Annotated in this window: 20 protein-coding genes; 9 read left to right on the top strand and 11 right to left on the bottom strand. The window is 70.6% G+C overall.

The genetic code is table 11. The annotated features are described in order from the left end of the window. Nucleotides 1-204 precede the first annotated feature (204 nt). From ABB33_RS03185 to ABB33_RS03175, 3 genes are all read right to left on the bottom strand, one after another. On the bottom strand, nt 205-555 hold the full coding sequence (locus tag ABB33_RS03185) for an SH3 domain-containing protein (RefSeq protein ID WP_054662080.1): 351 nt from the start codon (nt 553-555) through the stop codon (nt 205-207). An 87-nt stretch (nt 556-642) separates the two neighbouring features. Continuing rightward, nucleotides 643-2,670, bottom strand: coding sequence for a M3 family metallopeptidase (locus ABB33_RS03180; protein ID WP_056931108.1), 2,028 nt, complete (start codon nt 2,668-2,670; stop codon nt 643-645). Between the two features lie 35 nt (nt 2,671-2,705). Further along, nucleotides 2,706-3,827 carry a PLP-dependent cysteine synthase family protein gene (locus ABB33_RS03175; protein ID WP_054662074.1) on the bottom strand — a complete coding sequence of 374 codons (1,122 nt, stop codon included), beginning with the start codon at nt 3,825-3,827 and terminating at the stop codon, nt 2,706-2,708. 122 nt (nt 3,828-3,949) lie between these two features. On the opposite strand from ABB33_RS03175, the gene ABB33_RS03170 reads away from it, so the two are divergent. After that, nucleotides 3,950-4,327, top strand: a complete 378-nt coding sequence (locus tag ABB33_RS03170; protein ID WP_056931107.1) for a CopL family metal-binding regulatory protein — start codon at nt 3,950-3,952, stop codon at nt 4,325-4,327. Nucleotides 4,328-4,485: 158 nt separating this feature from the next. Next, nucleotides 4,486-6,258, top strand: coding sequence for a copper resistance system multicopper oxidase (locus ABB33_RS03165; RefSeq protein WP_056931106.1), 1,773 nt, complete (start codon nt 4,486-4,488; stop codon nt 6,256-6,258). A 131-nt stretch (nt 6,259-6,389) separates the two neighbouring features. Here the strand turns inward: ABB33_RS03165 and ABB33_RS19025 are convergent, their stop codons facing one another. Then, nucleotides 6,390-6,716, bottom strand: a complete 327-nt coding sequence (locus tag ABB33_RS19025) for a hypothetical protein (protein WP_225546678.1) — start codon at nt 6,714-6,716, stop codon at nt 6,390-6,392. A gap of 36 nt (nt 6,717-6,752) precedes the next feature. Between ABB33_RS19025 and ABB33_RS03160 the strand changes: the two genes are divergently transcribed. The 3 genes from ABB33_RS03160 to gloA all read left to right on the top strand — a co-directional run bounded on the left by ABB33_RS03160 (nt 6,753) and on the right by gloA (nt 8,713). Further along, nucleotides 6,753-7,520, top strand: coding sequence for a copper resistance protein B (locus tag ABB33_RS03160; RefSeq protein WP_225546677.1), 768 nt, complete (start codon nt 6,753-6,755; stop codon nt 7,518-7,520). A 70-nt stretch (nt 7,521-7,590) separates the two neighbouring features. Next, nucleotides 7,591-8,088: a DUF411 domain-containing protein gene (locus tag ABB33_RS03155; protein ID WP_380610047.1), complete on the top strand. Its 498-nt coding sequence runs from the start codon at nt 7,591-7,593 to the stop codon at nt 8,086-8,088. Between the two features lie 106 nt (nt 8,089-8,194). Continuing rightward, nucleotides 8,195-8,713 (top strand): lactoylglutathione lyase, encoded by a 519-nt coding sequence (gloA, locus tag ABB33_RS03150; protein ID WP_056931105.1) that lies wholly within the window; start codon nt 8,195-8,197, stop codon nt 8,711-8,713. 95 nt (nt 8,714-8,808) lie between these two features. Here gloA and ABB33_RS03145 read toward each other — a convergent pair whose 3' ends face one another. From ABB33_RS03145 to ABB33_RS03120, 6 genes are all read right to left on the bottom strand, one after another. Then, on the bottom strand, nt 8,809-12,240 hold the full coding sequence (locus tag ABB33_RS03145; RefSeq protein ID WP_056931104.1) for an SbcC/MukB-like Walker B domain-containing protein: 3,432 nt from the start codon (nt 12,238-12,240) through the stop codon (nt 8,809-8,811). Continuing rightward, nucleotides 12,227-12,853 carry a DUF4194 domain-containing protein gene (locus ABB33_RS03140; RefSeq protein WP_056931103.1) on the bottom strand — a complete coding sequence of 209 codons (627 nt, stop codon included), beginning with the start codon at nt 12,851-12,853 and terminating at the stop codon, nt 12,227-12,229. Before ABB33_RS03140 ends, ABB33_RS03145 begins: the two co-directional genes overlap by 14 nt. Further along, nucleotides 12,850-14,310: a Wadjet anti-phage system protein JetA family protein gene (locus tag ABB33_RS03135; protein WP_225546676.1), complete on the bottom strand. Its 1,461-nt coding sequence runs from the start codon at nt 14,308-14,310 to the stop codon at nt 12,850-12,852. The genes ABB33_RS03140 and ABB33_RS03135 overlap by 4 nt, the downstream gene beginning before the upstream one ends. Nucleotides 14,311-14,459: 149 nt before the next feature. Further along, nucleotides 14,460-17,075, bottom strand: coding sequence for a TonB-dependent receptor plug domain-containing protein (locus ABB33_RS03130; protein ID WP_056931102.1), 2,616 nt, complete (start codon nt 17,073-17,075; stop codon nt 14,460-14,462). A 59-nt stretch (nt 17,076-17,134) separates the two neighbouring features. Beyond that, entirely contained in the window at nt 17,135-18,055 is a 921-nt protein-coding gene (locus tag ABB33_RS03125) for a helix-turn-helix transcriptional regulator (protein WP_056931101.1), read from the bottom strand. 261 nt (nt 18,056-18,316) lie between these two features. Further along, a complete protein-coding gene (locus tag ABB33_RS03120) occupies nt 18,317-18,712 on the bottom strand; it encodes a hypothetical protein (protein WP_056931100.1) in 396 nt (131 codons plus the stop codon). Between the two features lie 372 nt (nt 18,713-19,084). Here ABB33_RS03120 and ABB33_RS03115 point away from each other — a divergent pair, with 372 nt between their 5' ends. Further along, nucleotides 19,085-21,322, top strand: a complete 2,238-nt coding sequence (locus ABB33_RS03115) for a winged helix-turn-helix domain-containing protein (protein WP_211260858.1) — start codon at nt 19,085-19,087, stop codon at nt 21,320-21,322. A 202-nt stretch (nt 21,323-21,524) separates the two neighbouring features. After that, the gene (chrA, locus tag ABB33_RS03110; protein ID WP_056931098.1) at nt 21,525-22,751 is read left to right on the top strand and encodes a chromate efflux transporter; all 1,227 of its coding nucleotides are present in this window, start codon (nt 21,525-21,527) and stop codon (nt 22,749-22,751) included. 63 nt (nt 22,752-22,814) lie between these two features. Here chrA and glmS read toward each other — a convergent pair whose 3' ends face one another. Continuing rightward, entirely contained in the window at nt 22,815-24,647 is a 1,833-nt protein-coding gene (gene glmS / locus ABB33_RS03105; protein WP_056931097.1) for a glutamine--fructose-6-phosphate transaminase (isomerizing), read from the bottom strand. Nucleotides 24,648-24,864: 217 nt separating this feature from the next. Between glmS and ABB33_RS03100 the strand changes: the two genes are divergently transcribed. After that, nucleotides 24,865-26,133: an efflux RND transporter periplasmic adaptor subunit gene (locus tag ABB33_RS03100; RefSeq protein ID WP_056931096.1), complete on the top strand. Its 1,269-nt coding sequence runs from the start codon at nt 24,865-24,867 to the stop codon at nt 26,131-26,133. A 46-nt stretch (nt 26,134-26,179) separates the two neighbouring features. Further along, a complete protein-coding gene (locus tag ABB33_RS03095) occupies nt 26,180-26,902 on the top strand; it encodes an ABC transporter ATP-binding protein (RefSeq protein ID WP_056931095.1) in 723 nt (240 codons plus the stop codon). Nucleotides 26,903-26,911: the final 9 nt, after the last annotated feature.

Below are 26,911 nucleotides of genomic sequence, written 5' to 3'. Positions count from 1 at the left end.
TCTCTGCAGTTCGTCGGCAGCGTCATATGTGTATAAAGGCCAGGCGTTGGGGTGACTTCAACTTCCTTCCTGCCTCCGCTGCCAATCAACGGCCGGCGGCGAAGGAGCGGAAGTATGCGTCCTCCTCTCCACTTTGGGAAGAGGCAAATACCATTCGCGTGCATTCATGCGTCGACTGTCCGCAGGAACGTTCCTGCGGACGGCTCAGCCACCGGGCTTGGCGGTCTCGATGACCACGCCGAGTTCCCTGCCCGCCTCGGCCACTTTTACGCGCCGGCCATCGGCACGGGCGATCAGGTAGTCCGCAGCCACCCAGCCACTGCGCTCTCCGTGGCGCACATTGCACCAGCTCAGGTCGTCCAGGCAGCGCTGCACTTCAACCGTGGTCCCCACCGGCAGGACCGCGACCCGGTCGGCGCGCGTGTCCGGCGCGCTGCGCAGGTTCAGGCCGTTGCTGCTGACCTTCGCTGGCGGCTCGACGATCTCGGGCTGGAACCACAGGACCACCGCGATGATGGCGGCGGCGGCTGCAAGGCGCGGGATGAGACGGGGCATGGCCGGTCCCTGCGGAGAAGATCGTGCATCAATACCGCGGCCAGGCATCACCGCGGCTGAATCCCGCCGGGGTGATGCCTGTTTCCGTCAGGCCGCCATGCCGCTGTGGCGCAGCAGCGCATCGATCCGCGGCTCGCGCCCGCGGAACGCGAGGAAATTCTCGGCCGCACTGCGACTGCCGCCCCGCGACAGCACCTCGTCGCGGAAGCGCGCGCCGGTCGCGGCGACCTGGTCGGGCGCTTCCTCGAACGCGGCATAGGCATCGGCGCTGAGCACCTCGGCCCATTTGTAGCTGTAGTAGCCGGCCGCATAGCCGCCGGCGAAGATGTGGCTGAACTGGTGCGGGAAACGGCTCCACTCCGGCGGGAAGTTCACCGCGACCTCGCCGCGCACGCGCTCGAGCAGCTGCAGCACGCTTTCCTGCGCCGGCTGGTACTGGCTGTGCAGCAGCATGTCGAACAGTCCGAACTCCAGCTGGCGCACGGTGAACATGCCGCTCTGGTAGTTCTTTGCCGCGAGCATCCGTTCGAACAGCGTGCGCGGCAATGGCGCACCGGTGCCCACGTGCGCGGTCATCGCCTGCACCTGCTCCCATTCCCAGCAGAAATTCTCCATGAACTGGCTGGGCAGCTCGACCGCATCCCACTCCACGCCGTTGATCCCGGCCACCGCCAGTTCGCCGATGCGGGTCAGCAACTGGTGCAGCCCGTGGCCCATTTCATGGAAGACGGTGGTGACCTCATCGTGGCTGAAGGTGGCGGGGCTGCCATCGCTGCCGCGACCGAAGTTGCAGACCAGGTAGACCAGCGGGGTCTGCACGCCCGACGCGGTGACGCGGCGGTTGCGGCAATCGTCCATCCACGCACCGCCGCGCTTGCCTTCGCGCGCGTACAGGTCCATGTAGAACTGCCCGACCAGCGCGCCGTCGGCATCGACCAGGCGGTAGAAGCGAACGTCCGGGTGCCAGACCGGCGCCTGGTCCGGCTGCACCCGCAGGCCGTACAGGCGCTCGATCACCGCGAACAGGCCCGCCAGTACCGTGGGCTCGGTGAAGTACTGCTTCACCTCCTGCTCGGAATAGCTGTAGCGCGCCTGCCTGAGCTTTTCGCTGGCGTAGGCAAGGTCCCAGGCCTGCAGCCGGTCGATGCCCAGTTCCGCGGCGGCAAAGGCCTCCAGCTCGATGCGGTCACGCTGCGCATGGGGCCTGGCGCGCGCGGCCAGGTCGCGCAGGAAATCCAGCACCTGTGCCGGGGCCGTCGCCATCTTGGTGGCGATGGAGTACCCGGCGTAATTGTCGAACCCCAGCAGTGCGGCCAGTTCGGTGCGCAGGGCCAGGATGCGCTCGATGTTGCCGCCATTGTCGAGGGCGGCGTCGCCGAACTCGGAGGCACGCACCGCATGGGCGCGGTAGAGCGCCTCGCGCAGCGCGCGGTTGTCGGCATAGGTCTGCACCGGCAGGTAGCAGGGCATGTGCAGGGTCAGCTTCCAGCCCTGGCGGCCATCCCGGGTAGCCGCGGCGCGGGCGTTGGCGAGCACGTCGGCCGGCAGCCCGGACAGTTCCGCCTCGTCTTCGACATACAGGGCGAACGCGTCGGTGGCATCGAGCACGTTCTGCGAGAACCTGGCCGACAGCGCCGACAGCTCCTGCTGGATCTGCGCGAAGCGCGCCTTGCCGGCAGCGTCGAGCTCGGCGCCCCCCAGGCGGAAATCACGCAGTGCGTTGTCCAGCACCTTGCGCCGGGCCGGGTCGAACGCCGCGGCCTCCGGCGATGCCGCCAATGCCTTGTATTGCGCATACAGCGCCGGGTTCTGCGCCATCGTGCTGCCGAAACGGCTGATCCTGGGCAGGTTGGCGTTATAGACCTCGCGCAGTTCCGGCGTGTCGGCCACCGCCTGCAGGTGGGCGACCTGGCCCCATGCGCGGTACAGGCGCTCGGTGGCGTCGTCCAGCGGGGTCACGAAGGTCTCCCAGCTCACCGGCGCCACGGTTTCGGCGGTCTTCACCGCGGCTTCGGCCTCGGCCAGCAGGGCGTCGATGGCCGGGGTGACGTGGCCGGGACGGATCTCGTCGAAACGCGGCAGGCCGGAAAAGTCGAGCAGGGGGTTGGAATTCATGGACGGTCCTGGAAACGGGTCCGGCGGGGCCGGCATCAGTTCCGATATGGCGACGGCTCCAGCCACGCACAAGGCAGCGCCGGCAGCCCCCGGCCGTCCACCGCCGCGGCGATGGCGGCGTCGGCGGCGGCCACGTCGATGCCCTGGCGTTCGTACCAGGCCGGGTCGTAATAGCTGTGCGCGTAGCGCTCGCCGGCATCACAGAGGATGGTGACGATGGACCCGTCGCGGCCGGCATCGCGCATCAGCTGTGCCGCCAGCAGCACGCCGATGAAGTTGGTGCCGGTGGAACCGCCGACGCGGCGCCCGAGGGTGGCGCTGACATGGCGCATGGCGGCCAGGCTCAGGGCATCGGGCACCTTGACCATCGCGTCGACACAGGTGGGGATGAAACTGCGTTCCACGCGCGGGCGGCCGATGCCCTCCACGCGCGAGCCCCCCTCGCAGGCCAGGTCGCGCCAGTCGGCGCCGGCCAGCGCCGCGCAGTAGCCGTCGTAGAACACCGATACCTCCGGGTCCGCGCACATGATCAGGGTGTCGTGGCGGCGGTAGCTGACGTAGCGCCCCAGCGTGGCCGCCGTGCCGCCGGTACCCGGGCTGCAGACGATCCACTCCGGTACCGGGTGCGGCTCCTCGGCCATCTGCTTGAAGATCGATTCGGCGATGTTGTTGTTGGCGCGCCAGTCGGTGGCGCGCTCGGCGTAGGTGAACTGGTCCATGAAGTGGCCGCCGGTCTCGCGCGCCAGCCGCTCCGATTCGCAGTTCAGGTCGCAGGCGCGCTGCACCAGATGGCAGCGCCCGCCCTGGAACTCGATGGCGGCGATCTTCTCCGGGGAGGTGCTGGCCGGGATCACGGCGATGAACGGCAACCCCAGCAGGCGGGCGAAGTAGGCCTCGGACACCGCGGTCGAGCCACTGGACGCCTCGATCACCGGGCAGCCCTCGCGCAGCCAGCCATTGGCCAGCGCATACAGGAACAGCGAACGCGCGAGGCGATGCTTCAGGCTGCCGGTCGGGTGGCTGGACTCGTCCTTCAGGTAGACGTCGATGCCGGGGAAACCGGGCAGGCCCACCGGAATCAGGTGGGTATCGGCCGAGCGGTTGTAATCGGCTTCGATCTTGCGGATGGCCGCCGCCACCCAGGCACGCTGGGACATGGATCACACACTCTGATGAAAGCTGAAGCCGATTCTACTGCGGACGGGAACGGCCGCCGCCGGCAGCGGCGCTGCACGCCGCACGGTGGTATGGTGCGCGCAGGTTTCCATCCCGACCCCGCGTGCCGCGCATCCTGCTGCCCCTGCTGCTGTGCCTGTCCCTGATTGCCGGTGCGATCGGGTCGGTGTGGTCGGCCACGGCGATGGCGATGCCGGCCGCTGCGGCCGCGGTCACCGAGGCCGTGGGCATGGACAGGGGCGCGGACCACGCCTGCTGCCACGACGGCGGCGGCATGCACGATTCCGACAGGCAGCCGCAGCCGCCGGCCGCGTCCTGCGACGACGGCAAGCACTGCGACTGCACCCAGCACTGCAACATGCTGCCTACGCCAATGGCGTCGCCGGCCGGTGCCATCGCGCGCTCAGCCGAACCCACCGACCCCACGCCGGGGCGCTACGACGTGCGCCCGCGCCAGCTGCACCGGCCACCCATCGCCTGATCCGGCTGTCGCCGCCGCGCGGCCTGCCCGCGCGTAGCCGCCATACCAAGGCCCGCAGCACGCTGCGCGGGTGACTTCGATCGTCGCCATGCGCCAGTGCCTCCCGGCAATCCGCAGTTGCCGTCCGCCTTCGCCGGTGGGCGGCCGATGGAGTTCCCATGAAAAACGATTTCCTTTCCGACCCGCGCTCGGTGCTGTCGCGGCGCCGCTTCGTGCAGGGCCTGGCCCTGGGCGGCGTCGTCGCCGGCAGCGGGCTGTGGCGCGCATCCGACGCATTGGCCGCCGTTCCCCGCACGCTGGCCGCCAGCGAGCTGCGCGGCACCGACCTGAGCCTGGCCATCGGCCGCTCGACGGTCGATTTCACCGGCCGCGCGCGCAGCGCGGTCACCGTCAACGGTTCGCTGCCGGCCCCGATCCTGCGCTGGCGCGAGGGCGATACGGTCAGCATCCGCGTGGCCAACACGCTCGCCGACGAGATGACCTCGATCCACTGGCACGGCATCCTGCTGCCGTCCAACATGGACGGCGTGCCGGGGCTGAGCTTCGACGGCATCGCCCCCGGCGAGGCCTTCCAGTACCGCTTCCAGCTGCGCCAGTCCGGCACCTACTGGTACCACAGCCATTCGATGTTCCAGGAGCAGGCGGGCCTGTATGGCGCGCTGGTGATCGACCCGCTGGAGCCGCCGCCGTACCGCTTCGACCGCGAGCACGTGGTACTGCTTTCGGACTGGACCGACCTGGACCCGGCCGCGCTGTACCGGCGGATGAAGAAGATGCCGATGCACGACAACACCTACCAGCGCACGGCAGGCGACTTCATGCGCGACGCCCGCCGCGACGGCCTGCGCGCCACCCTCGCCGACCGTGGCATGTGGGGGCGGATGCGGATGACGCCGTCTGACCTGTCCGACATCAATGCCCACACCTATACCTACCTGATGAACGGGACCGCGCCGGCCGGCAACTGGACGGGGCTGTTCCGCAGCGGCGAGAAAGTACTGCTGCGTTTCATCAACGGCTCGGCGATGACCTACTTCGACGTGCGCATCCCGGGGCTGAAGATGACCGTGGTGGCGGCCGATGGCCAGTACATCCACCCGGTGAGCGTGGACGAGTTCCGCATCGCGGTGGCCGAGACGTTCGACGTGATCGTCGAGCCCAGCGGCCAGGACGCGTTCACGATCTTCGCCCAGGACATGGGCCGCACCGGCCACGCCTGCGGCACGCTGGCGGTGCGCCACGGCCTGCAGGCGCCGGTGCCGGCACTGGATCCGCGGCCGCTGCTGACCATGGCCGACATGGCCCACGACCACGGTGGCGGCCACGGCCAGATGCCGATGGCCCAGGGCGACCATGGCGGACATGCAGGGCATGGCGCCCACGGCGGGCATGGCATGGGCGGCAGCGCGCCCGAACACCCCCCCAGCGAGCGCGGCAACCCGCTGGTGGACATGCAGAGTTCGGCCAGTTCGCCGCGGCTGGACGACCCCGGCATCGGCCTGCGCGACAACGGCCGCAAGGTGCTTGCCTACGCCGACCTGCGCTCGCTGTTCGAGGACCCGGACGGGCGCGAACCCGGCCGCGAGATCGAGCTGCACCTGACCGGACACATGGAGAAGTTCGCCTGGAACTTCGACGGCGTCCCGTTCGCCGGTGCCGAGCCGCTGCGCCTGAACTATGGCGAGCGCATGCGCATCGTGCTGGTCAACGACACGATGATGACCCACCCCATCCACCTGCATGGCGTATGGAGCGACCTGGAGGATGCCGACGGCTGCTTCCAGGTGCGCAAGCACACCATCGACATGCCGCCCGGCACCCGGCGCAGCTACCGCGTGCGCGCCGATGCGCTGGGCCGCTGGGCGTTCCACTGCCACCTGCTGTACCACATGGAAGCGGGCATGATGCGCGAAGTGAGGATCGAGGCATGAAGACGACGACCCGATCCCTGCTGTTCATCGCCCTGGCCGCGGCCACCGGCAGCGCCGCCGCGCAGGACGCGCATGCGGGCCATCACGACCATGGAACCACCGCGAAACCGGATCCGCATGCGGGTCATGCATCAGCGGCTCCCGCCGCATCCGCGGGGAGCGACCCGCACGCCGGCCATGCCGCGCACATGCCGACGGCGAAGCCAGTCGAACCGGCGCCCGACCCGCATGCAGGCCACGGGACGCCGGCCAGCATGTCCGGTCAAGCCGGCATGCATGCAGGCCACGCCATGCCGATGGATCATGCGTCCCACGCGATGCCGCCACAGCCGGCCGCGGACCCGCATGCCGGTCACGCGATGGAGCCGCCCGCCGGAAAATCCGCGGACGGCCATGACGCCCATGCCGGGCACGACATGCATGGCGAGCATGCGCAGCCTGCCACGGTCGACACCCATGCCAGCCCCGTGCCTGCCACCTCTTCGGACGCGGACATGCACGCGGGCCATGGCGATCACGCCGGCCATGGCGCCGCGGCCATGCAGGTGCCGCGCGAGCCCATTGCCACGCCGACCGCCGCGGACCTGGCGGCGGCGTTCCCCACGCTCGCGCCGCATGCGATGCAGCATGCGCCCGGCATCAACAAGCTGGTGCTGTTCGACCACCTGGAAGCCTGGGACAACGCCCGCGGCAGCGGCCAGTCGTGGGCGGCCAAGGGCTGGGTCGGCAGCGACATCGACCGCCTGTGGCTGCGCAGCGAAGGCCAGCGCAGCGAGGGCCGGCTCGGCGAGTGGTCGCTGGACGCGCTCTATGGCCATTCCATCTCACCGTGGTGGGACCTGGTCGGCGGCGTCCGCCATGATGGCGGCGATGCGCCCGGGCTGACCCGCGCCGCCATCGGCGTGCAGGGGCTGGCGCCCTACAAGTTCGAATTCGCCGCCACCGCCTACCTGGGCGGGCCGCGCCGGGCCGAACTGGCGGTGGAGGCGGAGTACTCGCTGCTGCTGACCAACAGGCTGATCCTGCAACCGTCGCTGGAGGCCAGCGTGGCCGCCGACGACGACCCGCGCCGCGGCGTCGGCAGCGGACTGGGCCACGTCGGCGCCGGCCTGCGCCTGCGCTACGAGATCACCCGCCGCTTCGCGCCGTACGTCGGCTTCGTGCACGAACGCCGTTTCGGCCGCAGCGCCGACCTGCATCGCGATGCCGGGGAAGCCACCCGGGAATCGCGCTGGGTCGCCGGCGTGCGGTTCTGGTTCTGACCCCGTTCCCACGGCGGAACGCCGCGCGGCATTCCGCCCCCTTCAGAAGGAGATTCACATGAACACACTGCTGCACAGGACGATGGCCCTGCTGATCGTTGCCGGCTCCATCTTCGCCGTCGCCGCCTGCGATGCCGCACCGCCAGCGGCGGCGGGCAAGCCGCCGGCAGCCGGGCATGCCGCCCGGACGGCGCAGGTCGTGCACGTCCACAAGGACGCCAACTGCGGCTGCTGCAACGGCTGGATCGAGCACATGCGCGCGGCCGGTTTCACCGTGGTGGCCCATGACAGCGCCGACATGGCGGCGGTGAAGCAGCGCCTGGGCATTCCGCTGTCGCAGGCGTCGTGCCATACCGCCGAAGTCGGCGGCTACGTGCTGGAAGGCCACGTTCCGGCCGCGGACGTGCAGCGCCTGCTGCGCGAGAAGCCGGCCGCGCGTGGGCTGGTGCTGCCGGGCATGCCCATCGGGTCGCCGGGCATGGAGTCGCCCGATGGCCGCCGCGACGCGTTCACGGTCACCCTGCTCGGCAAGGACGGCACCCTGCAGCCCTACGCCCGGCACCCCTGACCGGCGCGCAACGGCGGCGGCATCCGGGAACGCGGCCCGCCGCGTTCCCGGTGCGTTGCCGCGCGCCGCTCTAGAATCGTCCCTCCCCCTCACCAGGAACAACGCCATGAGCCTGAACGCTCTCCGCCAGCAGCCCGGCGTGGCTGCGCAGCCGCCGGCCGAGACCACCGGCTTCGTCTTCAACCACACCATGCTGCGGGTCAAGGACATCACCGCTTCGCTGGATTTCTACACCCGCGTGCTCGGCTTCCGCCTGGTCGACCGGCGCGATTTCCCCGAGGCCGCGTTCAGCCTGTACTTCCTGGCGTACGTGCCGGAAGGCATGCAGGTGCCCGAGGACGACGCCGCGCGCCGGCTGTGGATGGCCGGTATGCCCGGCGTGCTGGAGCTGACCCACAACCATGGCACCGAGCACCAGGACGGCCCGGTCTACCACGACGGCAACAGCGAACCGCGCGGCTTCGGCCACATCTGCGTGTCGGTGCCGGAGCTCGAAGCGGCCTGCGCGCGCTTCGAACAGCTGGGCGTGCCGTTCCAGAAGCGCCTGCAGGACGGGCGCATGAAGAACCTGGCCTTCATCAGGGACCCGGACGGCTACTGGGTGGAGATCATCGGCAACCGCTGAGGTTGCCGTTCGCCGCGGCCGGTGCATGGGCCGCGGCGACTGCTGCGTTGCATTGCATGCCGGGCCGGCGCGTCAGCCGCGGCCCGGTGCCGGGGTCATGACGTCGCCTGCTCGCGCTCGATGCGCTCGGTCTCCGCCGCCAGCAGTTCCGGGTGCAGGTCGAACTGGTCGGACAGCAGCAGGGTACGTGCGGCCTCGGTGACCTCGATGCGCTCGGCCTGCAGCAGGTCGCCGTCGCGGAACAGTTCGATGTAGCTGTCCAGCACGCCGGACAAGGTGCCCTGGGCGGTATCCGGCGCCGCCAGCACCAGCTGCAGGCCCAGCGAGCGCAGGTAGTTGGTGGTGGCGCGTGCGTTCTGCGCGTCGATCTTGTCGCCGAACTCGTCGAGCAGGATCAGCCCCAGCCCGCCCGGCTGCGCCTCGCTCTTGCCGTAGGCCGCGGCCAGCGCGGCACCGGCGATCACATACAGCGGCGCGCGGTGTTCGCCACCGGAGCCCGAGCGCATGCGTTCGCTGAGGCTGCCGATCACCCGGTCCTCCTGGCGGATCTGCACCTCGAAGCGGAAGAAGCGGCGGTAGTCGTCCAGCGGCGAATTGGCCACGTGGGTGGCGGCCTTGTCCTCGACCAGCGCACGGAACGCCTCGGGCACCTGGCCGGCGCTCTCGAACAGCGTGTCCTCGCCACCGATGTCGGCGGCGCGCTGGATGAAGCGGTGCAGGTCGCGGAACTCCGGCACCACCTCGTAGTGGAACTGGTAGCGCTCGTTGTTGGAAAACGCCGGACTGGCGCGCAGGGTGCGGTTGAGCGTGGCGATCTGGGTCCTGAGCCGGGTGAAGTTGTCGTACAGGGTGGACGCCACGCCGGTGCGGAAGGTGTCCACCGCGGTGGCATAGGCCTGGCGCGCCTCCTCCTCGTACTGCACCAGCTCGGTGTCGCGCAGCTGGGTGAGTTCGCGCTGCAGCACGATGCGCGCCGGGCGCCAGGCGCTGGCATCGAAATCCAGTTCCAGCCCATGGTCGCGGGCGTACTGCGCCAGTCCGCTCCAGGCCTCCGGCAGCAACCGCGCCAGCTGCGCGTCGCTGTCCCTGGCACGCTCCTCGCAGCGGCGTGCGCGCTCTTCCAGCGACGGGTGCTTTTCGTCCAGTTCCTCACGCTGGCGCTCGACCCGGTTGGGGTCGACGTCCGGATCGGCGAAGGCTTCCACCGCGCGCCGCGCGACCAGCTCCTCCTGCTGGCGCAGGCCCTCGAGCAGGCCATGGGTGCGTTCGAGATTGGCCGCCGCCACGGCCTCCTGGCCGACCAGCGCATCGGCGCGCTGCTCGCAGCCGGCGAGCTGGGCATTCAGTTCGCGCAGCTGTTCGGACAGGCGCAGCAGGTCCGGGTCCAGCGCCGCCAGCCGGCTTTCCTGCGCACTGCGGTAACGCTCGGCCACCTGGCGATGCTCGAGCACGCGCTCGTGCAGCGCCTGGGCGACGGCGTCGGCATCGGCCAGCCGTGCCAGCCCGCGCTGGCAGTCGTCGGCCCGGCGCAGGCGCGGTTCGATCTGGCGCAGCGCCTGTTCGGCCTTCTCGATTTCCTCGTGCAGCACCCGCAGCCGTGCGCGGTTGTCGGACGCGCCGATGCGCAGGTCGCCCGCGGCCGGCAGGCGCAGGCGTTCGATGCTGCCGCCGCGCGCGAGCAGGCCGTCGCGGGTCAGGCCCTGGCGGCTGCGCACCAGTTCGGCCTCGGTCTCCACGCAGCGCAGCTCGCCGAGCTGGCGGCGCAGGAATGCCAATGCGTCGGCATTGACGCCTTCCAGAAGCGCGGCGACGCTGCCGCTCTCCGGCTCGTCGGCGCCACGCGACCTGCGTGCATGGCTGGACAGTGCCAGCTTGACGCCATACACCGAGCGCCCGCCGGACAGGCCACGGTACAGCTTGACCGCGCGTTCCTCGTCCTTGTCCGGGATCAGCAGCGCCTCGACGTTGCTGCGCAGGTACCCCTCGATGGCGTGCTGCCAGGTCGCGTCGGTGACCCGCACCAGGTCGCACACCGGGCGCGCGTCGATGCCGGCATCGCGCAGGTAGCTCATCAACCGCACGGTATCCGGGTTCAGCTCGGCCTGGCCGGCAGCCAGCCGCTTCTGGTTCTGGCGCGCGGTTTCCAGCGCATCGCGCGCCTTGTCGTGCGCGGCATGCAGCTGGCGCGCATGGCGGTCGACACGCTCGCGCAGCGGCGCGGCCGCATGCAGCGCCTGGCGGGCGCGCGCGAACAGGTCTTGCGGAGCCCAGGGCAGCGCGTCCTCGGCGGCCAGCGCCGACAGTTCGGCGTGCCAGACATCCCACGCTTCGCGCGCGGCGGCCAGCGCGGTGCTGTCGACGTCGTCGAGCGCGAGCGCATCGAGCTGGCGGAACTGCTCGCGCACGAAGCCGACTTCGCGCACCAGGTCCTTCTTCAGCTGGGCAAGGCGGTCGCGGTCGCGGCCGGCCAGTTCGTCCAGCTGCGCCTGCTCGCCGTAGCCGGCACTGCCCTGCAGGCGTGCGTTGGCGCGGGCCTGTTCCTCGCGCAGGGTGTCGCGTTCGACACGGGTATCGGCAAGGCGGCGGCGGGTATCGGCCAGCGTGTTCTCCGCGGCGGCGAGCGCGCCTTCGGCCTGGTCCAGTTGCTCGCTGTACAGGTCGCGGGCGTACTCGGCGGCCAGTGCGCGCGCCGAGGCGGCGCGGGTGGCCTGCGCGGCGATCTTCTCGTACTGGCGCTCGGCGCCTTCGGCGGCGTCGATGCGCTGGCGGACCTGCTCGATCTTCTCCTTGATCTGGCGGAAGCTGTCCAGCAGCGCGCGGAAGCGGGCGATGTCGGTGGGCCGGTCCTCGGCCACCAGGGTACGCACGAACAGGTCCACGTCCTCGACGCGCTGCAGGTTCAGCGCGTTGAGGAAGGCCTTGCGGTAGGCATTGAGGTCGGGGTTGGCCGCCGGGCTGGCGCGCAGGCGCAGCAGCAGGTCGCGCAGGAACCGCTCGGCATTGGGATGCAGCTGCGGCGTTTCGCCTGCGTCCTTGCAGCGGCGGGCGATGTGCTCGCGGAAAGTGTTCCAGGCCAACGGCAGTTCCTTGCCCTTGACCTGCTCCAGGTGTTCGTCCAGCTCCAGCGCCACCCCGGGCAGCAGGTACAGCCCGTGCGTGCGGTGTTCGGGTTCATCGACCGAGGCGCCGAGCGCGATGCCGGCGGTCAGCGGCACGCCGGTCTCGGTGTCGCGGAACACCAGCGAGATGTAGGTGGTGGCGGTGCGCCGCTTGCGCCCTTCCTCGCCGCTGCGGAACACGCCCAGGCAGTAGTCGCGGATGGTGCGCGCGCGGTGGCTGCCGCCGGCCTGCGCGTTGAAGCGGATGCGGCTGCGGTCGCCGCCCAGCAGGACGATCTGCAGGGCGTCGAGCAGCGCGCTCTTTCCGGCGCCGTTGGGCGCGATGATGGCGCTGGTCGCGTCCAGCTGCAGGCTCTGCGCCTCGAACAGGAAGAACTGGACCAGGTGGATGCGTTCAAGCTGCTGCATCGTCGTCCTCCACGCCCGCGTCGCCCGCCTCGTCGCGGTTGTGCTGGTCCAGGCGCTGCAGCCATTGCTCGCCGACGATCTCGACGATGGCCGGGCGCACGCGCAGGTGGAACGGCTGCGGGTCGTCGCCTTCGGACTCCACCAGCCGGCACACGCCCCAGCGCCTGAGCGTGCGCGCCAGCGCGCGCAGCGCGCCCACGTCCGGCATCGCGCGGCCGGTCAGCGCCTGCCAGCTTTCCTGCAGGTCCGGCAGTTCCACCACCACTTCGCCGTGGTCCTCGATCAGGCCCTGGCGCATGGCCTCGTCGTAGCGCTGGCGCAGCACCAGCAGGGCCAGGGTTTCGTCCAGCGTCACCGGCGTACCTTCGCCATGCGCCGGCAGCGCCACCACGTAGCGGTAGTGGGCGTTGCGCTCCAGGCGGATGCCCAGCGGCTCCAGCGCGGCGACGAAATCGGGGTAATGGTCTTCCACCAGGTGGTAGGCCACGCGCGAACGCGTGTCGGCGGCGTACAGCACCTGCTCGGTGACCAGGCGGTAGGCGGCGCGCTCGAAGTCCTGCACGGCGTAGGTGCCGTTGGACATCTGGCTCAGGGTGTTCCAGCTGCGTTTCATGCGGTTTCCGGGAGTTTTGCGCCGACCCGCAGGATGCGGAAGCGCGGGCCGCGCAGGTAATCGTTGTCGTCGCCATCGCCGGCATCGAGCAGCTCGACGCGGAAGCCGCGCAGCAGCCGGCCGAGCGGATCCTCGCGGCGCAGGCCGCCGCTGCGGTTGCCGCGCAGGGCGAGCGTGAGCAGGGTCTGGTAGGCGCGCAGGTCCTCGATGCTGGCGATGTCCAGCCGTGCCGAGTCGATCGCCGCGCCCTGCTGCAGGTGGCGGCCGACGTAGCGCGCCATGTCCTCGGCGTTGACCAGGCGCGCGCGCTTCATCCGCCGCAGCAGCGACAGCCGCGCCAGCTGCTCGGGGGTCGGCGGCGTGGTGGCGTTGGCGCTGCGCGGAATCGGCGCCGGCTTGCGGTGCGGCGGGCGCAGGCGCGCCTCGTCCATCAGCGGCCCCGGCGCCACCGGCAGCCGCAGCGCGTCCTCCGGCGCCGACAGCACGCCGCGGCAGGCGCGGCGCAGCAGCACGTCGAGCCGGTCGGGTGCGCGCAGGCGGTAGTCGAGGAATGCCAGCGCGCGGCGGTTGGCCTGGCGGATGTCCTCGTCCAGGCGGGCCAGGTATTCGTCGATGCGTTCCAGCTCGCGCAGCCGCCCCAGGCTGCGCGACAGCCGCTGCTGGGCGCGCGCGGCGTCGCCACCGGTCACGTGCTCGCCGTACCAGGCCACCAGCGCTTCGCGCTGCGCGCCGGACTCGAGCTGCTGCACCATCGCCAGGATCGAGCTGCGCCGCGCCATCGGGTGGTCGGCGCGGTGCAACTCGGCGTAGTCGCCGATGAACAGCTGGCCGACGTAGCGCTCGAACCACTGCCGGGCGAACTGCGCGGTGGTCTCGGCCTTGCTCAGTTCCGGCATCAGGTCGCGTACCTGCAGGCTCATCGAGGCCAGCGACACCAGCAGGCGCCGCGCCTGGTCGGCGGCCTCGTCGAGGATGCCGCCATCCAGGCGGCCTTCGGCGACCTGCTGCAGCTGCAGCTCCACCGAACGCATCTTGGCCGAGACGAAGGTCGGGCCATGCTCGCTGAACTCCACCAGGGTGGACAGCAGCTGCGCCACCATCGGCGGCATGGTCACCATCTCGCGCGCGCCGATGCGTTCCTGGCGCAGCCAGCCGGCGGCGCGGAAGCGGTCGTGGATGGCGCCGGCACGCATGTTCAGCGGCGCGTCCGGGGCCTGGCCGTCCTCGTCTTCCCACGGGTCGTCGGTGAGCAGGTAGCGCTCGATCGCGGCGGTGATCTCGCGGCGCGGAAAGCCGTGGCTGGGCGGCACCGGCGCGTCCGGGCCGAAGAACTCGTCGAACATCCGGCACAGCAGCGACCAGTAGTTCTGGCGGTTGGCCGAGGCCAGCGGGCCGAAGATGCCGGCGGGTACGACCGAGAACAGCGGCGGGGTGGTCGTGGCGATGGTGGTGGTCAAAACGTCGGGGTCCTGCAGCTTCCTGCCGTGCGGCGGCGATTGTGGCATATCGCCGCCGCCGGCGGCCCCCGGGGCGGGGGCTTGCCGGGGCCGCAGCGACGACGGGCGCCACAGGGGCGCCCGTCGCGGGAAACGGCCCGGGCGGCGGCTCAGAACTTCTGCGTGTAGCGCAGGTAGAGGATGCGGCCGTAGGCGTTGTACAGGTTGAAGTTCCAGGGCCGGCCGTCGGTTTCGACCAGCTGCGGGTAGCGGTTGCCCACGTTGTTGGCGCCCAGGGTGATGCCGGCGTTCCACGGCGCCTTGTAGGTCAGCGCCAGGTCATGGGTGACATAGCTGCCCACGTGCGTGCCCGGGTCGCCGGCCAGGAAACCGAAGGTCGGCTTGACCCCGGGGTTGCGCTGGTCGCCGATGTAGTTGACGTTCCAGTTTACGCTCCAGTCCCCGTGGCTCCAGATGTTGCGCAGGCTGCCACGCATCTCCGGGGCGGCCGCCCAGCCCAGCCGGTCCTTGACCGTGGCCCCGTCGGTCACCTTGAACTCCAGCACGCGCGCCACCTGCAGCCAGCTCTCCAGCCGGCCCCAGCCACCGCCGTCGAAGCGGCCGCGCAGGTTCAGGTCCAGGCCGCGGGTGCTGAGGTCGCCCTCGTTGGCATAGGCGGTGTTGATCTCGCGGATGGAGCCGTTGGCGCGGCGCTCCACCGAGGTGCCGGCCGGCAGCGGCAGCCCATGGTTGTCGAATTCGACCAGCTCCTGGTACTCGATCAGGCGGATGCGGTCGTCGATCCTGATGTGGTAGTAGTCCAGGGTCAGGTTCAACCAGTCCAGCGGGTCCCAGGCCAGGCCCAGGCTGTACTGGCGGGAATGCTCGGAGCCCAGCGCGGGGTTGCCGCTGGACCAGGTATCGACCTGGTAGCTGACGTCCTTGCTGACCGGACCATCGGCGATGCCGTCGTTGTTGGCGTCGCCGCCGCACTCGGCGGACGAATAGCCCACCGCCAGGCAGCTGCGGTAGTCCTGCACGTGCTCGGCCGAGAACGAACGCTTTGCATGGATGCTGTTGAGGTTGGGTGCGCGGAAGCCCTTGCCGGCCGAGCCACGCAGGGTCAGGTTGGGCAGCGGCTGCCAGCGCAGCGAAACCTTGGGCGACAGGTCGCCGCCGTAGTCGCTGTAGCGGTCGTAGCGGGCGGCCAGGGTGAAATCGAACCCCTCCATCACCGGCAGCAGCCATTCGGCGAAGGCCGCCTGCACGCGGCGGCTGCCGGCGGCCGAGTTGCCCGACGAACCGGCCACGGCGCCGGCTTCGGACAGCGAATCGTAGGTGTCGGCGTAGTCCTCGCTGCGCGACTCCAGGCCGAACGCCACCGCCGAGCGCCCGCCGGCCATGTCGAACAGGTCCAGGCTGGCGTTGGCATAGAGCTCGTCGATGACGAACTTGCCCTCGCGGCTGGTGGTGGTGGTGAAGCCCTTGATGACCTCGTCCGGGTTGCCGAACGGATCGCGCAGGTTGTAGCGGCCGTCGGCCGCGGCCGCCTCGGCCAGGGCGGTGACGATGTAGCCGCGTCCCTGGTCGCGCAGGCGAGCGTCACTGCGGCGCACGCCGGCATCAATGCTGAGCCGGTCGTTGACCTGCCAGTCCATGCCGACACCCAGGTCGAGCACAGTGTTGTCGATGTAATTGTCGCGGTTTCCGGCCGCCGCATAGCGGTGGTAGATGAAGGCGCCCAGGCCGTCGCCGGGCACCGGGTCGTTGGGCGAGTCCTCGGCCACGTAGAGCACCCCGGGCGTCGGTGCGTAGCGGCCGAAGCTGCTGGCGTGGCTGTAGCTGGCGGTGGAGTACAGCGACACCGCGTCGTTGACCTGCAGCGTGCCGCGCGCGAACAGCGCCTTGTTCTTGATCGAGGCCTCGTTGGCGGCCACCGCGTTGTAGTCGTAGACACAGTTCCTGCCGTTCATCCAGAAATTCGGATCCTTGCAGGCATAGCCCGGCAGCGCACCACCGGCATCGCCCTCCTCGCCCGGGCTGGTCGCGCTCTCGAAGTAGAAGTTGTTGCCATAGGGCGAGCTGCCGCGCGTGCCGCCGCCGAGCTGGTCGCGGGTGAACACGATGCCGCGCGCGTTGTAGGACGCACCGAACATCAGGTTGCCGCGCTCGCCGGAAGTGCCGAACAGGATCGATCCTTCTTCGGTGTCGCCGCCGGCCACGTCGGGCGAGCCCCTGCCGATGCGCAGTTCGGCACCATCGAAATCCTTGCGCAGGATGATGTTGACCACGCCGCCGATGGCGTCCGAACCGTACAGCGCCGAGGCACCGTCGGACAGCACCTCGATACGCTCCACCGCCGCCATGGGGATGGTGTTGAGGTCGGCATTGCTGCCCAGCGACGGGGCGTATGGCGCGCGGCGACCGTCGACCAGCACCAGGGTGCGGTCGGAGCCGATGCCGCGCAGGTTGACGTCGGACACGCCCTGGGCACTGCTGCCCGAGCGCGGGCTGAAGTTGCCGAACGAAGCAAAGGTGGTGTCGCGCAGCACGTCGGCCACCGAGACATGGCCACTGGCGTCGATCGCGGCGCGGTCGATCACGGTGACCGGCACCGCGCCCTCGACGTCGGCGCGCTTGATGCGCGAGCCGGTGACCTCGATCCGGTCCAGGCTGCGCACGTCCGGCTGCGACTGCGCCAGGGAAGCGAACGGGACCAGTGCGGCGGCGATTCCCAGCGGGAGCACGGCCAGCCGGACGGCCGGCTTGGAACAGCGATGTTTCACGGATTTCTCTCCTGGTGATGTTAGTGAGGCGTTAACGCCACACGACGTTAATAAGCCGCTCACGCCACTGCGCCGCATGCCCTGTCCATTGGGTTTGCAGGGTCTGTCGACAGCGCCCGAGCGCCACTGCGGTACAGCGACGGCGACACGCCGAAACGGGTGCGGAACGCACGCGAGAAGCTGCAGTTGTTCTCGAAGCCGCTGGCCGCTCCCACCTCGGTGATGGACAGCGACGTATCGCGGATCAGGCGCGCGCTGCTGGCCAGCCGCAGCCGCACCGACGTGGCCTGTGGGCATTCGCCGTAGACCGCGCGGAAGGTCTTGGTGAAGTACCAGACCGACATGCTGCTGAGTTCGGCCAGCTCGCCGATCCTGACCACCCGGTGGGTATGCCCTTCGATGTACTGCAGCGCGCGCTGCATGCGTGCATAGACCTGGCGCCGGTGCGACAGCGAACGCCCCGGGCAACGCGCGATCAGCGCCTGCTGGCCCTGCTGCAGCCCGGCCAGCGCGCGCAGCAGCCGCTCCACCTGCCAGCGGTCGGCAAGCGTGGCCTGCATGCCCCGGGCCGGCCGCCCCAGCACCGCATGCCAGCGACGCGCCAGCAACCGCCGCGCCAGCGCCGGTACGGTGCCGCGGCCCGGGAACAGCGCCAGCTGCGGCGAGCGCAGCAACTGCATCTGCAGGGCGGCCGGCAGCACCAGCCCGACGGCGATGGTGCGCTCGCCGGCGTGCAGCAGCGGGTGGGCGCCGCGGTCGAAGTGGATCCACTGGCCGGCGTCGAGCCGGAATGTCCCGACACGCGCGACGATGTCCAGGCCACCCCTGAGCACCAGCCAGAACGACGCCTCGGCACCGCCGAGCGCGAGGCTGGCGCCGCGCGCGAGCGTCGCCAGCAACGGCACGTCGGCATCGCCTCCACGCTCCAGTTGCCGCGTATCACCGCGGTCGAGCCACATCACCTGCACTTGCACCTGCATGACCACTCCTTTCTAGGAACTGGTCATCTGTTTGCGCGTTCGCGCCCTGAAATGCCGGAAATGTGGCCGAAATCTTTCCGAAATCCGGGGGTTTCGCTGGCGGGCCGGCAGACAGTGCGTCCGCATGGCGGACAGGCGGACACCGCGGACACCCGCGCCGGTGCTGGATGGATTCCGCTTCCGGCGTCCGCGGCGGACACACGAACGCGCAGGCCCGCACCAGAACGGTGCGGGCCTGCGCTTCCGGCAAGCAGTGCGGGATCAGTTGCGCCGGCGTGCGTGGCGCCTGTACTCGGCCTCGTCGATGGCTTGCATTTTCTGGACCGCGCAGCGCCCGGTCCGGTTGCTGACCACGCTGCCCTGGCTGCAGACCACGTTCTCACGGCCATCGGTGGCGATCACGATGCTGGAGCTCCTCATCATCGCGTCACAGTAGCGACCGAAGTCGAGGCGGAGATACGTGCCTTCATCGGCGATGACCATGCCCTCGCCGCCCGCACGCGCGGCCTTGTACTGGCCGGACAGGGTGACGCAGGACGGGGGCGCGGCGTCACCCTGCTTGCCAGCCGCCAACGCGTCCGCCGGCAGCATGGCGGCGGACGCGGCCAGGCCCAGGACGATCATCAGATATCGGTACATGGTGCTTTCCTTCTTCATGCCGTGCCCGGCATGGGCACGGATGCAAGGCTAGACAGCGCGCACCGCCGCCGAATCTGCTTTAAGTCGCGATGACCAAGGGCCGGGGATGACGCCAAGGCATGCAAACAATGCGGCCACGGGCGCACGTGGCGCAGTGCAAACACATCGCCTGGCTGAACGCATGCGCGCGACCTGACCAAAGGCACATGCCGCTGCGCCGCTGGCGACAGCATCCTCGGGCCGTGATGGAACCGGCGCCGCGGCGCGGCATCGCATCGGATGGATGCGGGCCGCTTGCCGCATGTGCGCTGCGCGCCATCTCCATGATCAGGGCGGGGCATGCTGGCCAAGCCTGCACACGGGCAGACCGGCAGAATGGAAGAGCAGGCAGTGAGTGGCGTAGGTGATACCGGCAACGCGGCGCGAGCGCGGATGCCCGCGCGTGCGATCCTGCGCGTGGGCGACCACGACATCGACCTGGACCGCCGCAACGTGGTCTCGCGCATCGACGGCGGATCGCGGCGGGTGACGCGCAAATCGCTGCAGGTGTTGCGGGTACTCGTGGATGAGGCAGGCAACGTGGTGAGCCGCGAAACGCTGCTGGCACGCGTATGGCCGGACACGCTGCCCACCGACGACGTGCTGACCCAGGCCATCGCCCTGCTGCGCAAGGCGTTCGGCGACGATCGCGGCGCCCCGCGCTACATCGAGACCATCGCCAGGGGCGGCTACCGCCTGCTGGCGGCGCATGCCTGGCTGGCGGCTCCGGCCGCGATCGCCGAGCCGGCGCCCGACGCCGCCGCGGATGCCCCTGTGACCGCCGCGGCGGACCCCACGCCGGCAGCAGCTGCCGTCGTCCGGCGCGGATGGCGGCGATGGTGGCCGCTGGCCGCGGCAGTCCTCCTGCTGGCGGCGGCGCTGGTGCTGCCTGCACGGTTCGCACGCAACGCCGTACCTGCGGCGGCGGGCCCCGCGCGCGAAGCGTCGCTACAGTACCGCGCCATCGTTTCCTCGCCCGAGCAGGAAACCGCGCCGCGCCTGTCGCCGGATGGCACGCAACTGCTGTTCGCACGCCAGGATCCGCCCGCTGGCGGGCAACGCCTGTACCTCCAGCGCACGTCGCAGGCCAGCGCGCAGCCGTTCACCTTCCCCGCCGGCGGGGAACAGGACAGCCTGCCGGCGTGGTCGCGCGATGGCCGCCAGATCGCGTTCGTGCGCAGGTCCAACCACGGCTGCCACTTCATGCTGGCCGCGGCCGACGGCGGCAACGCACGCGTGGCCGGCCCCTGCGCGGGCCGCGACACGCAGCCGTTCGACTGGACGCCCGATGGCAGCGCGCTGGTGGCCGGCGGCATGCGCGCGGACAACGGCAGCGCCCTGCACCGGCTCGACCTGGCCAGCGCACGCTGGCACGCGCTGGCCTACGACGTCGACCGCGACGCCATCGACTCGCTGCCACGCCACTCGCCCGATGGCCGCTGGCTCGGCTTCCGCCGCGGCACCACGCTGGCCGACCTGTGGCTCATGCCCGCGGCCGGCGGCACGCCACGCCGCGTCACCTCCCTGCGCGGCGACATCCGCGGCTGGAGCTGGCTGCCCGACAGCAGCGGTCTCGTCTTCAGCCTGGTCAAGGATGAAGTCCGGCTGTTCCGCGTCGACCTGGCCGGCGGCGCGCCGGTGCCGTTGCCGGTACTGGCCGGCGGCAACCCGACCTACCCCGACATCGCCGCCAGGCATTGGTCGATGGTGTTCGAGATCGACCGCCTGCGCAGCGGCATGTTCCGCTTCCGCACCGATGGCAGCGGCGGCGGCGAGCCGGTGTTCGCGTCCAGCGGCGTGGACCTCACCCCCGGCATCTCGGCCGACGGCAGCACCCTGGCCTTCGTTTCCGACCGCAGCCTGCACGCGCAGCTGTGGATCGGCCAGCCGGCGCATCCGCAGACGCTGCGCGCGGTCGCGGGCCTGGTGCCGGTACCGCGCCATCCGCCGGTATGGTCCGGCGACGGCCGCAGGCTGCTGGTGATCGGCCGCGGTGACGGCGGCGACCGCCTGTTCGAGGTCGAGGTCGGCAGCGACACGGTGAAGCCGCTGCCGGTACCGGCGCCGTCGCCGGCCTTCGCTGCCTACACCGACCGCGCCGACCGCCTGCTGGTGGGCACCGACGCCGGCAAGGGCCGCCTGCAGCTGCTGCTCTATTCGCTGCCGGACTGGCGCCGCATCGCTTCGCTGGACGACGTGGCCGTCGCCCGCCATGACCCGGTCGGGCGCCGGGTCTGCTTCACCCGGCCGGCGCGGACCGGCCTGTGGTGCGCCGACCTGCAGCTGCAGTCGGTCGTCCAGTACGACAGCCGTCTCCCGGACGCGGCCCATTACCGCGAGTGGAGCATCGTCGCCGGAACGCCGTACTACAGCGGGCCGGTCGATGGCTGCAGGACCGCCTGGCTGTCGCTCGGCGACAAGCATCCGGTGGGCGGCACGCGGCGCTGCCTGATCGCCGCGCAGGCCACGCTGGCCGGTTCCAGCAGCGTCGATGGCGAGGGCCGCTGGTTGTACGCGTCATTGCCGCTGGAGCACGACATCGACGTCGGCTGGACCTCGCTGCAGGCGTGGGCCACGACCGCGCGGTAACGGCATGCGACCGCCGCCGGGCGGACCGGCCGGTGGGCGGGGGAGTTCGGCGGACACGCCTGTCACCTGCCTGCGCTAAGGTCGGGCACCACCTTGCCAACGCGCCCCGCCATGCCCGCCACCGGTTCCCCCGCTGCCACCTGCCGGCCCCCGTCGCATCGGCGCCGCACCGGCAACACAACGGCGTCGCTACGGAACCGCCATGGCACCTGAAGCCGGCACGCCAGGCGGCAACCCGGCCACCGATGCCCGCGAAAGCGCCTGGGGCGTGTTCCTGGTGTTCCTGCGCCTGGGCCTGACCGCATTCGGCGGGCCGGTCGCGCACCTGGGTTACTTCCACGCCGAGTTCGTGACCCGACGGCGCTGGCTGGACCCGCGCGGCTACGCCGACCTCGTGGCGCTGTGCCAGTTCCTGCCGGGGCCGGCCAGCAGCCAGGTGGGCATGGCGCTGGGCCTGTCGCGGTGCGGGTACCGTGGCGCATTCGCCGCCTGGGCCGGCTTCACCCTGCCATCGGCCATCGCCCTGATCGTCCTCGCGCGGTTCCTGGCCGGATATCCGGGGGTGATTCCCTCCGGCGTACTGCACGGGCTCAAGATCGTGGCGGTCGCGGTGGTGGCGCAGGCGGTCTGGAACATGGGCCGGAACCTGTACGCCGGCGGTGCATGGGCGGCGCTCGTGCTGGCGGCGGCCGCGATCGCCCTGCGCGTCCCTTCGGCCTGGGTGCAGCCGGGCCTGATCGCCGGCGCCGCGCTGGCCGGGGTGCTGCTGTTCAGGCCGACACCGGCGTGCGGATCCGGCGCGTGGACGATCCCCGTGGGGCGTGGCGCCGGTGCGCTGTGGCTGGCGCTGTTCTTCGTCCTGCTGGGGGCATTGCCACTGCTCGCCGCGCTGCTGCCCGGCCAGGCCGTCGCCGAGGCCAGCGCGTTCTTCCGCGCCGGCGCACTGGTGTTCGGCGGCGGCCACGTGGTGCTGCCGCTGCTGCAGGCGGCGGTGGTAGCACCGGGCTGGGTCGACAACGACGCCTTCCTCGCCGGCTACGGCGCGGCGCAGGCGATGCCCGGGCCGCTGTTCGCGTTCGCGGCCTTCCTCGGCGCGTCCATGCAGGCGCCACCGTCGGGCTGGAGCGGCGGCGTGCTGTGCCTGCTGGCGATCTTCGCCCCGTCCTTCCTGCTGGTCGCAGGCGCGCTGCCGTTCTGGAACCGGCTGCGCGGCAACGCACGCATGCGCGCCGCGCTGAGCGGCATCAACGCGGCGGTGGTCGGACTGCTGCTGGCCGCGCTCTACGACCCGGTGTGGACCGGCGCCATCCATGCGCCGCGGGATATCGCGCTGGCGCTGGCCGCCCTGGCCGCACTGGCGCTGTGGAAACTGCCGCCGTGGCTGGTGGTGACCGGCTGCGGCGTCGCGGGCGCGATGCTGGACCTGTAGCGCCCCGGCGGCCGCAGGCGGGGTTCCGCCGCGGCCACCGCGTCGCCGGGCACCCGGCCGCGCTTATTCCACGGTGACGCTCTTGGCCAGGTTGCGCGGCTTGTCCACGTCGGTGCCGCGCGCCAGGGCGGCGTGGTAGGCCAGCAGCTGCACCGGGATGGTGTGCACCACCGGACTGAGCACGCCGGCGTTGCGCGGGGTGCGGATCACGTGCACGCCGTCGGAGGCGGTGAAGTTGCTGTCCTGGTCGGCGAACACGAACAGCTCGCCGCCACGCGCGCGCACTTCCTGCATGTTGGATTTCACTTTCTCCAGCAGGCTGTCGTTGGGGGCGATCACCACCACCGGCATCTCCGCGTCCACCAGTGCCAGCGGCCCGTGCTTGAGCTCGCCGGCCGGGTACGCCTCGGCATGGATGTAGGAGATTTCCTTGAGCTTGAGCGCGCCTTCCAGCGCGATCGGGTAGTGCAGGCCGCGGCCGAGGAACAGCGCGTTGGCCTTGCCGGCGAAGCGCTCGGCCCAGGCGACGATCTGCGGCTCCAGGTTCAGCACGTGCTGCACGCTGCCCGGCAGGTGCCGCAGCTGCTCCAGGTAGTCGGCTTCCTGCGCGGCGTCGACCCGGCCGTGCAGCCGGCCCAGCACCACCGCCAGCTGGAACAGTGCCGCCAGCTGGGTGGTGAAGGCCTTGGTCGAGGCCACGCCGATCTCGGCACCGGCACGGGTATAGCAGACCAGTTCGCTGGCGCGCGGGATCGCGCTCTCGGGCACGTTGCAGATCGACAGCGTGTGCACGTGCCCCAGCGACTTGGCGTACTTCAGCGCCTCCATCGTGTCCAGGGTTTCGCCGGACTGCGAAATGGTCACCACCAGGTGCTTCGGGTTGGCGTAGGCGGCGCGGTAGCGGTACTCGCTGGCGATCTCCACGCTGCACGGCAGCCCGGCGATGGCCTCGATCCAGTAGCGTGCGGTCAGCCCCGCGTAATAGCTGGTGCCGCAGGCCAGGATCTGCACGCCCTCGATGCCGGCCAGCACCGTTCCGGCGTTGCGGCCGAACAGCGTGGCGGGGAAACCGCCGGCGTCGATGGCGGCCTCGATGGTGTCGCCCAGCGCGCGCGGCTGCTCGTGGATTTCCTTCTGCATGAAGTGGCGGTAGGGGCCCAGCTCCAGCGATGCCAGCGACACGTCGGACAGGTGCTCCTCGCGCCGCACCGGCATGTCGTCGGGGCCGAACACGCGCACTCCGGCGCGGGTCAGCTCGGCGGTGTCTCCCTCTTCCAGGAACATCACCCGGCGGGTCGCCTGGAGCACCGCCGACACGTCCGAAGCGACGAAGTTCTCGCCCTCGCCCAGGCCCACCAGCAACGGGCAGCCCATGCGCGCGACCACCATCCGCTCCGGCTCCTTGCGGCTGATCACCGCCAGCGCATACGCACCGGTCAACTCCTTCACCGCCCGTTGCAGGGCACCCAGCAGGTCGTCATGGTCGGCCTGCAGGTGGTGGTGGATCAGGTGCGCGATGACCTCGGTATCGGTCTGCGACTCGAACGTGTAGCCCAGCGCACGCAGGCGCTCGCGCTGGGCCTCGTGGTTCTCGATGATGCCGTTGTGCACCAGCGCCACGCCGTGGCTGATGTGCGGGTGGGCGTTGGATTCGGTGACGCCGCCATGGGTGGCCCAGCGGGTGTGGCCGATGCCCAGCGTCGCGCTGAAGCCTTCGGCCGCGGCCGCCCTTTCCATCTCGGCCACGCGGCCGGTCCGGCGCACGCGGTGGATATCACGGTCATCGAGCACGGCGATGCCGGACGAATCGTAGCCCCGGTACTCCAGCCGCTTCAGTCCTTCGATCAGTACCGGTACCACGTCGCGATCCGCGATCGCTCCCACAATGCCGCACATAGTCCACCCGCCTGGAATCACAGGCGGACATTCTAGGTCAGCTGCTTCGGACATCCACGGGACAACTGCCGGACACGCGCCCGCGGACACTGTCCGCGCCGGTGTCCGCGGACACCCGGACACTACTTCGCACGGAAATTAATTGTTGTTTTTCATGCACATGGATGTTGGCACGGGACCTGCTTAACGGATACCAACTCTTCCAGCGAAGCCGACGATGATCCGCGACACCTCCGCACAGGACCAGACAATCTCCCAGCGCTCCCAGCCGCAGTGGCGCCGCTGGCTGTGGCCGGCCGTGGCCACGGTCGTGGTGCTGGCGGGCATCGGCTTCGTCGCCAAGGGCTGGCTGGGCGGCTCGCGCTCGTTCGATGGCGCGCGCCTGCGCATCGCCACCGTCGGCCGCGGCGACCTGGTACGCGACATCGCCGCCGACGGCCGCGTGATCGCCGCCAACAGCCCGGTGCTGTACGCGATCTCCGCCGGCACCGTGACCCTGAAGGTGGTGGCCGGCGACGTGGTCAAGCAGGGCCAGGAGCTGGCGGTGATCGACAGCCCGGAACTGCGCAGCAAGCTGGCGCAGGAACAGGCCACCCTGGCCGGCCTGGAAGCCGAGGCCGGGCGCGCCGCGCTCGACGCCACCCTGGCCCGCGCCACCGCCAGCAAGGTCACCGACCAGGCCGCCATCGACCGCCAGGCCGCCGCCCGCGACCTGGAGCGCTACCAGCGCGGTTTCGACGGCGGCGCGGTGCCGCAGGTCAACCTGGCCAAGGCGCAGGACGACCTGAAGAAGGCCGAGATCACCCTGCAGCACGCGCGCAGCGATGCCGCGCTGCAGAGCCAGGGTGCGGACCTGGACGCGCGCAACAAGCGCCTGCTCGCCAACCGCCAGCAGGCGGTGGTGGACGAAGTGCAGCGGCAGGTCGACGCACTCACCCTGCGCGCGCCGTTCGATGGCCAGGTCGGCCAGGTGCAGGCCACCCAGCACACCCAGGTCGCGGCCAACGCGCCGATCCTGGGCGTGGTCGACCTGTCGCGCTTCGAGATCGAGATCAAGGTGCCCGAGAGCTTCGCCCGCGATCTGGCGATCGGCATGCCGGCCCAGCTCACCAGTGGCTCCGGCCAGCCGTTCCCGGGCGAGATCTCCGCGGTCTCGCCGGAAGTGGTCAACGGCGAGGTCGTGGCCCGCATCCGCTTCTCCGACAAGCAGCCCGAAGGCCTGCGCCAGAGCCAGCGCATGAGCGCGCGCATCCTGCTCGACACCCGCAAGAACGTGGTCAAGGTCGAGCGCGGCCCGTTCGTCGAGCAGTCCGGCGGCCGCTACGCCTGGGTGGTCAGCGGCAGCACCGCCAGCCGCCGCCCGGTGCAGTTCGGCGTCAGCAGCCTGGGCGAGGTCGAGATCGTCTCCGGCCTGCAGCCGGGCGAGAAGGTCGTCGTTTCCGGTACCGACCTGTTCGGCGACGCCGAACGCGTTTCCATCAACTGATTCCCCCGCCCCTTCACGCATTCCCTTCCCAGCGCAGGAACTTCCCATGCTCCAGATGCAATCCGTCTCCAAGGTCTTCCGCACCGAACAGGTCGAAACCCACGCGTTGCGCTCGCTCGATCTGCACGTGCGCGAAGGCGAGTTCGTCGCCGTCACCGGCCCGTCCGGCTCGGGCAAGACCACCTTCCTCAACATCGCCGGCCTGCTGGAGACCTTCACCAGCGGCAAGTACCTGCTCGACGGCCAGGACGTCAGCCACCTGGGCGACGACGCCCGCTCGCGCCTGCGCAACCAGAAGATCGGCTTCATCTTCCAGGGCTTCAACCTGATCCCCGACCTGAACCTGTTCGACAACGTCGACGTGCCGCTGCGCTACCGCGGCATGCCGTCGGCCGAGCGCCGCGAGCGCATCGAGAAGGCGCTGAGCAGCGTCGGCCTGGGCTCGCGCATGAAGCACTACCCGGCCGAACTGTCAGGCGGCCAGCAGCAGCGCGCCGCCATCGCCCGCGCCCTGGCCGGCAGCCCGCGCCTGCTGCTGGCCGACGAACCGACCGGCAACCTCGACACGCAGATGGCACGCGGCGTCATGGAGCTGCTGGAGGAGATCAACAGCCAGGGCACCACCATCGTCATGGTGACCCACGATCCGGAACTGGCCGCGCGCGCGCAGCGCAACGTGCACATCGTCGACGGCCAGGCCACCGACCTGCTGCGCGAACCGTCGCTGGGCCGCGCCGTGGCCGCGGTCGAAACGGCCATCCAGGACTGAGGCACGGAC

Source organism: Stenotrophomonas acidaminiphila (assembly GCF_001431595.1).
Lineage (GTDB): Bacteria > Pseudomonadota > Gammaproteobacteria > Xanthomonadales > Xanthomonadaceae > Stenotrophomonas > Stenotrophomonas acidaminiphila.
This window is presented reverse-complemented; position numbering and strand designations above follow the sequence as displayed.

Coding starts and splice junctions, on each gene's coding strand:
- glmS (WP_056931097.1), bottom strand. CDS start 24,647: ATGTGCGGCATTGTGGGAGCGATCGCGGATCGCGACGTGGTACCGGTA.
- ABB33_RS03180 (WP_056931108.1), bottom strand. CDS start 2,670: ATGAATTCCAACCCCCTGCTCGACTTTTCCGGCCTGCCGCGTTTCGAC.
- ABB33_RS03175 (WP_054662074.1), bottom strand. CDS start 3,827: ATGTCCCAGCGTGCCTGGGTGGCGGCGGCCATCCGCAAGATCGAAGCC.
- ABB33_RS03125 (WP_056931101.1), bottom strand. CDS start 18,055: ATGCAGGTGCAAGTGCAGGTGATGTGGCTCGACCGCGGTGATACGCGG.
- ABB33_RS03120 (WP_056931100.1), bottom strand. CDS start 18,712: ATGAAGAAGGAAAGCACCATGTACCGATATCTGATGATCGTCCTGGGC.
- ABB33_RS03100 (WP_056931096.1), top strand. CDS start 24,865: ATGATCCGCGACACCTCCGCACAGGACCAGACAATCTCCCAGCGCTCC.
- ABB33_RS19025 (WP_225546678.1), bottom strand. CDS start 6,716: ATGGGTGTCGACCGTGGCAGGCTGCGCATGCTCGCCATGCATGTCGTG.
- ABB33_RS03185 (WP_054662080.1), bottom strand. CDS start 555: ATGCCCCGTCTCATCCCGCGCCTTGCAGCCGCCGCCGCCATCATCGCG.
- ABB33_RS03140 (WP_056931103.1), bottom strand. CDS start 12,853: ATGAAACGCAGCTGGAACACCCTGAGCCAGATGTCCAACGGCACCTAC.
- ABB33_RS03165 (WP_056931106.1), top strand. CDS start 4,486: ATGAAAAACGATTTCCTTTCCGACCCGCGCTCGGTGCTGTCGCGGCGC.
- gloA (WP_056931105.1), top strand. CDS start 8,195: ATGAGCCTGAACGCTCTCCGCCAGCAGCCCGGCGTGGCTGCGCAGCCG.
- chrA (WP_056931098.1), top strand. CDS start 21,525: ATGGCACCTGAAGCCGGCACGCCAGGCGGCAACCCGGCCACCGATGCC.
- ABB33_RS03160 (WP_225546677.1), top strand. CDS start 6,753: ATGCACGCGGGCCATGGCGATCACGCCGGCCATGGCGCCGCGGCCATG.
- ABB33_RS03095 (WP_056931095.1), top strand. CDS start 26,180: ATGCTCCAGATGCAATCCGTCTCCAAGGTCTTCCGCACCGAACAGGTC.
- ABB33_RS03145 (WP_056931104.1), bottom strand. CDS start 12,240: ATGCAGCAGCTTGAACGCATCCACCTGGTCCAGTTCTTCCTGTTCGAG.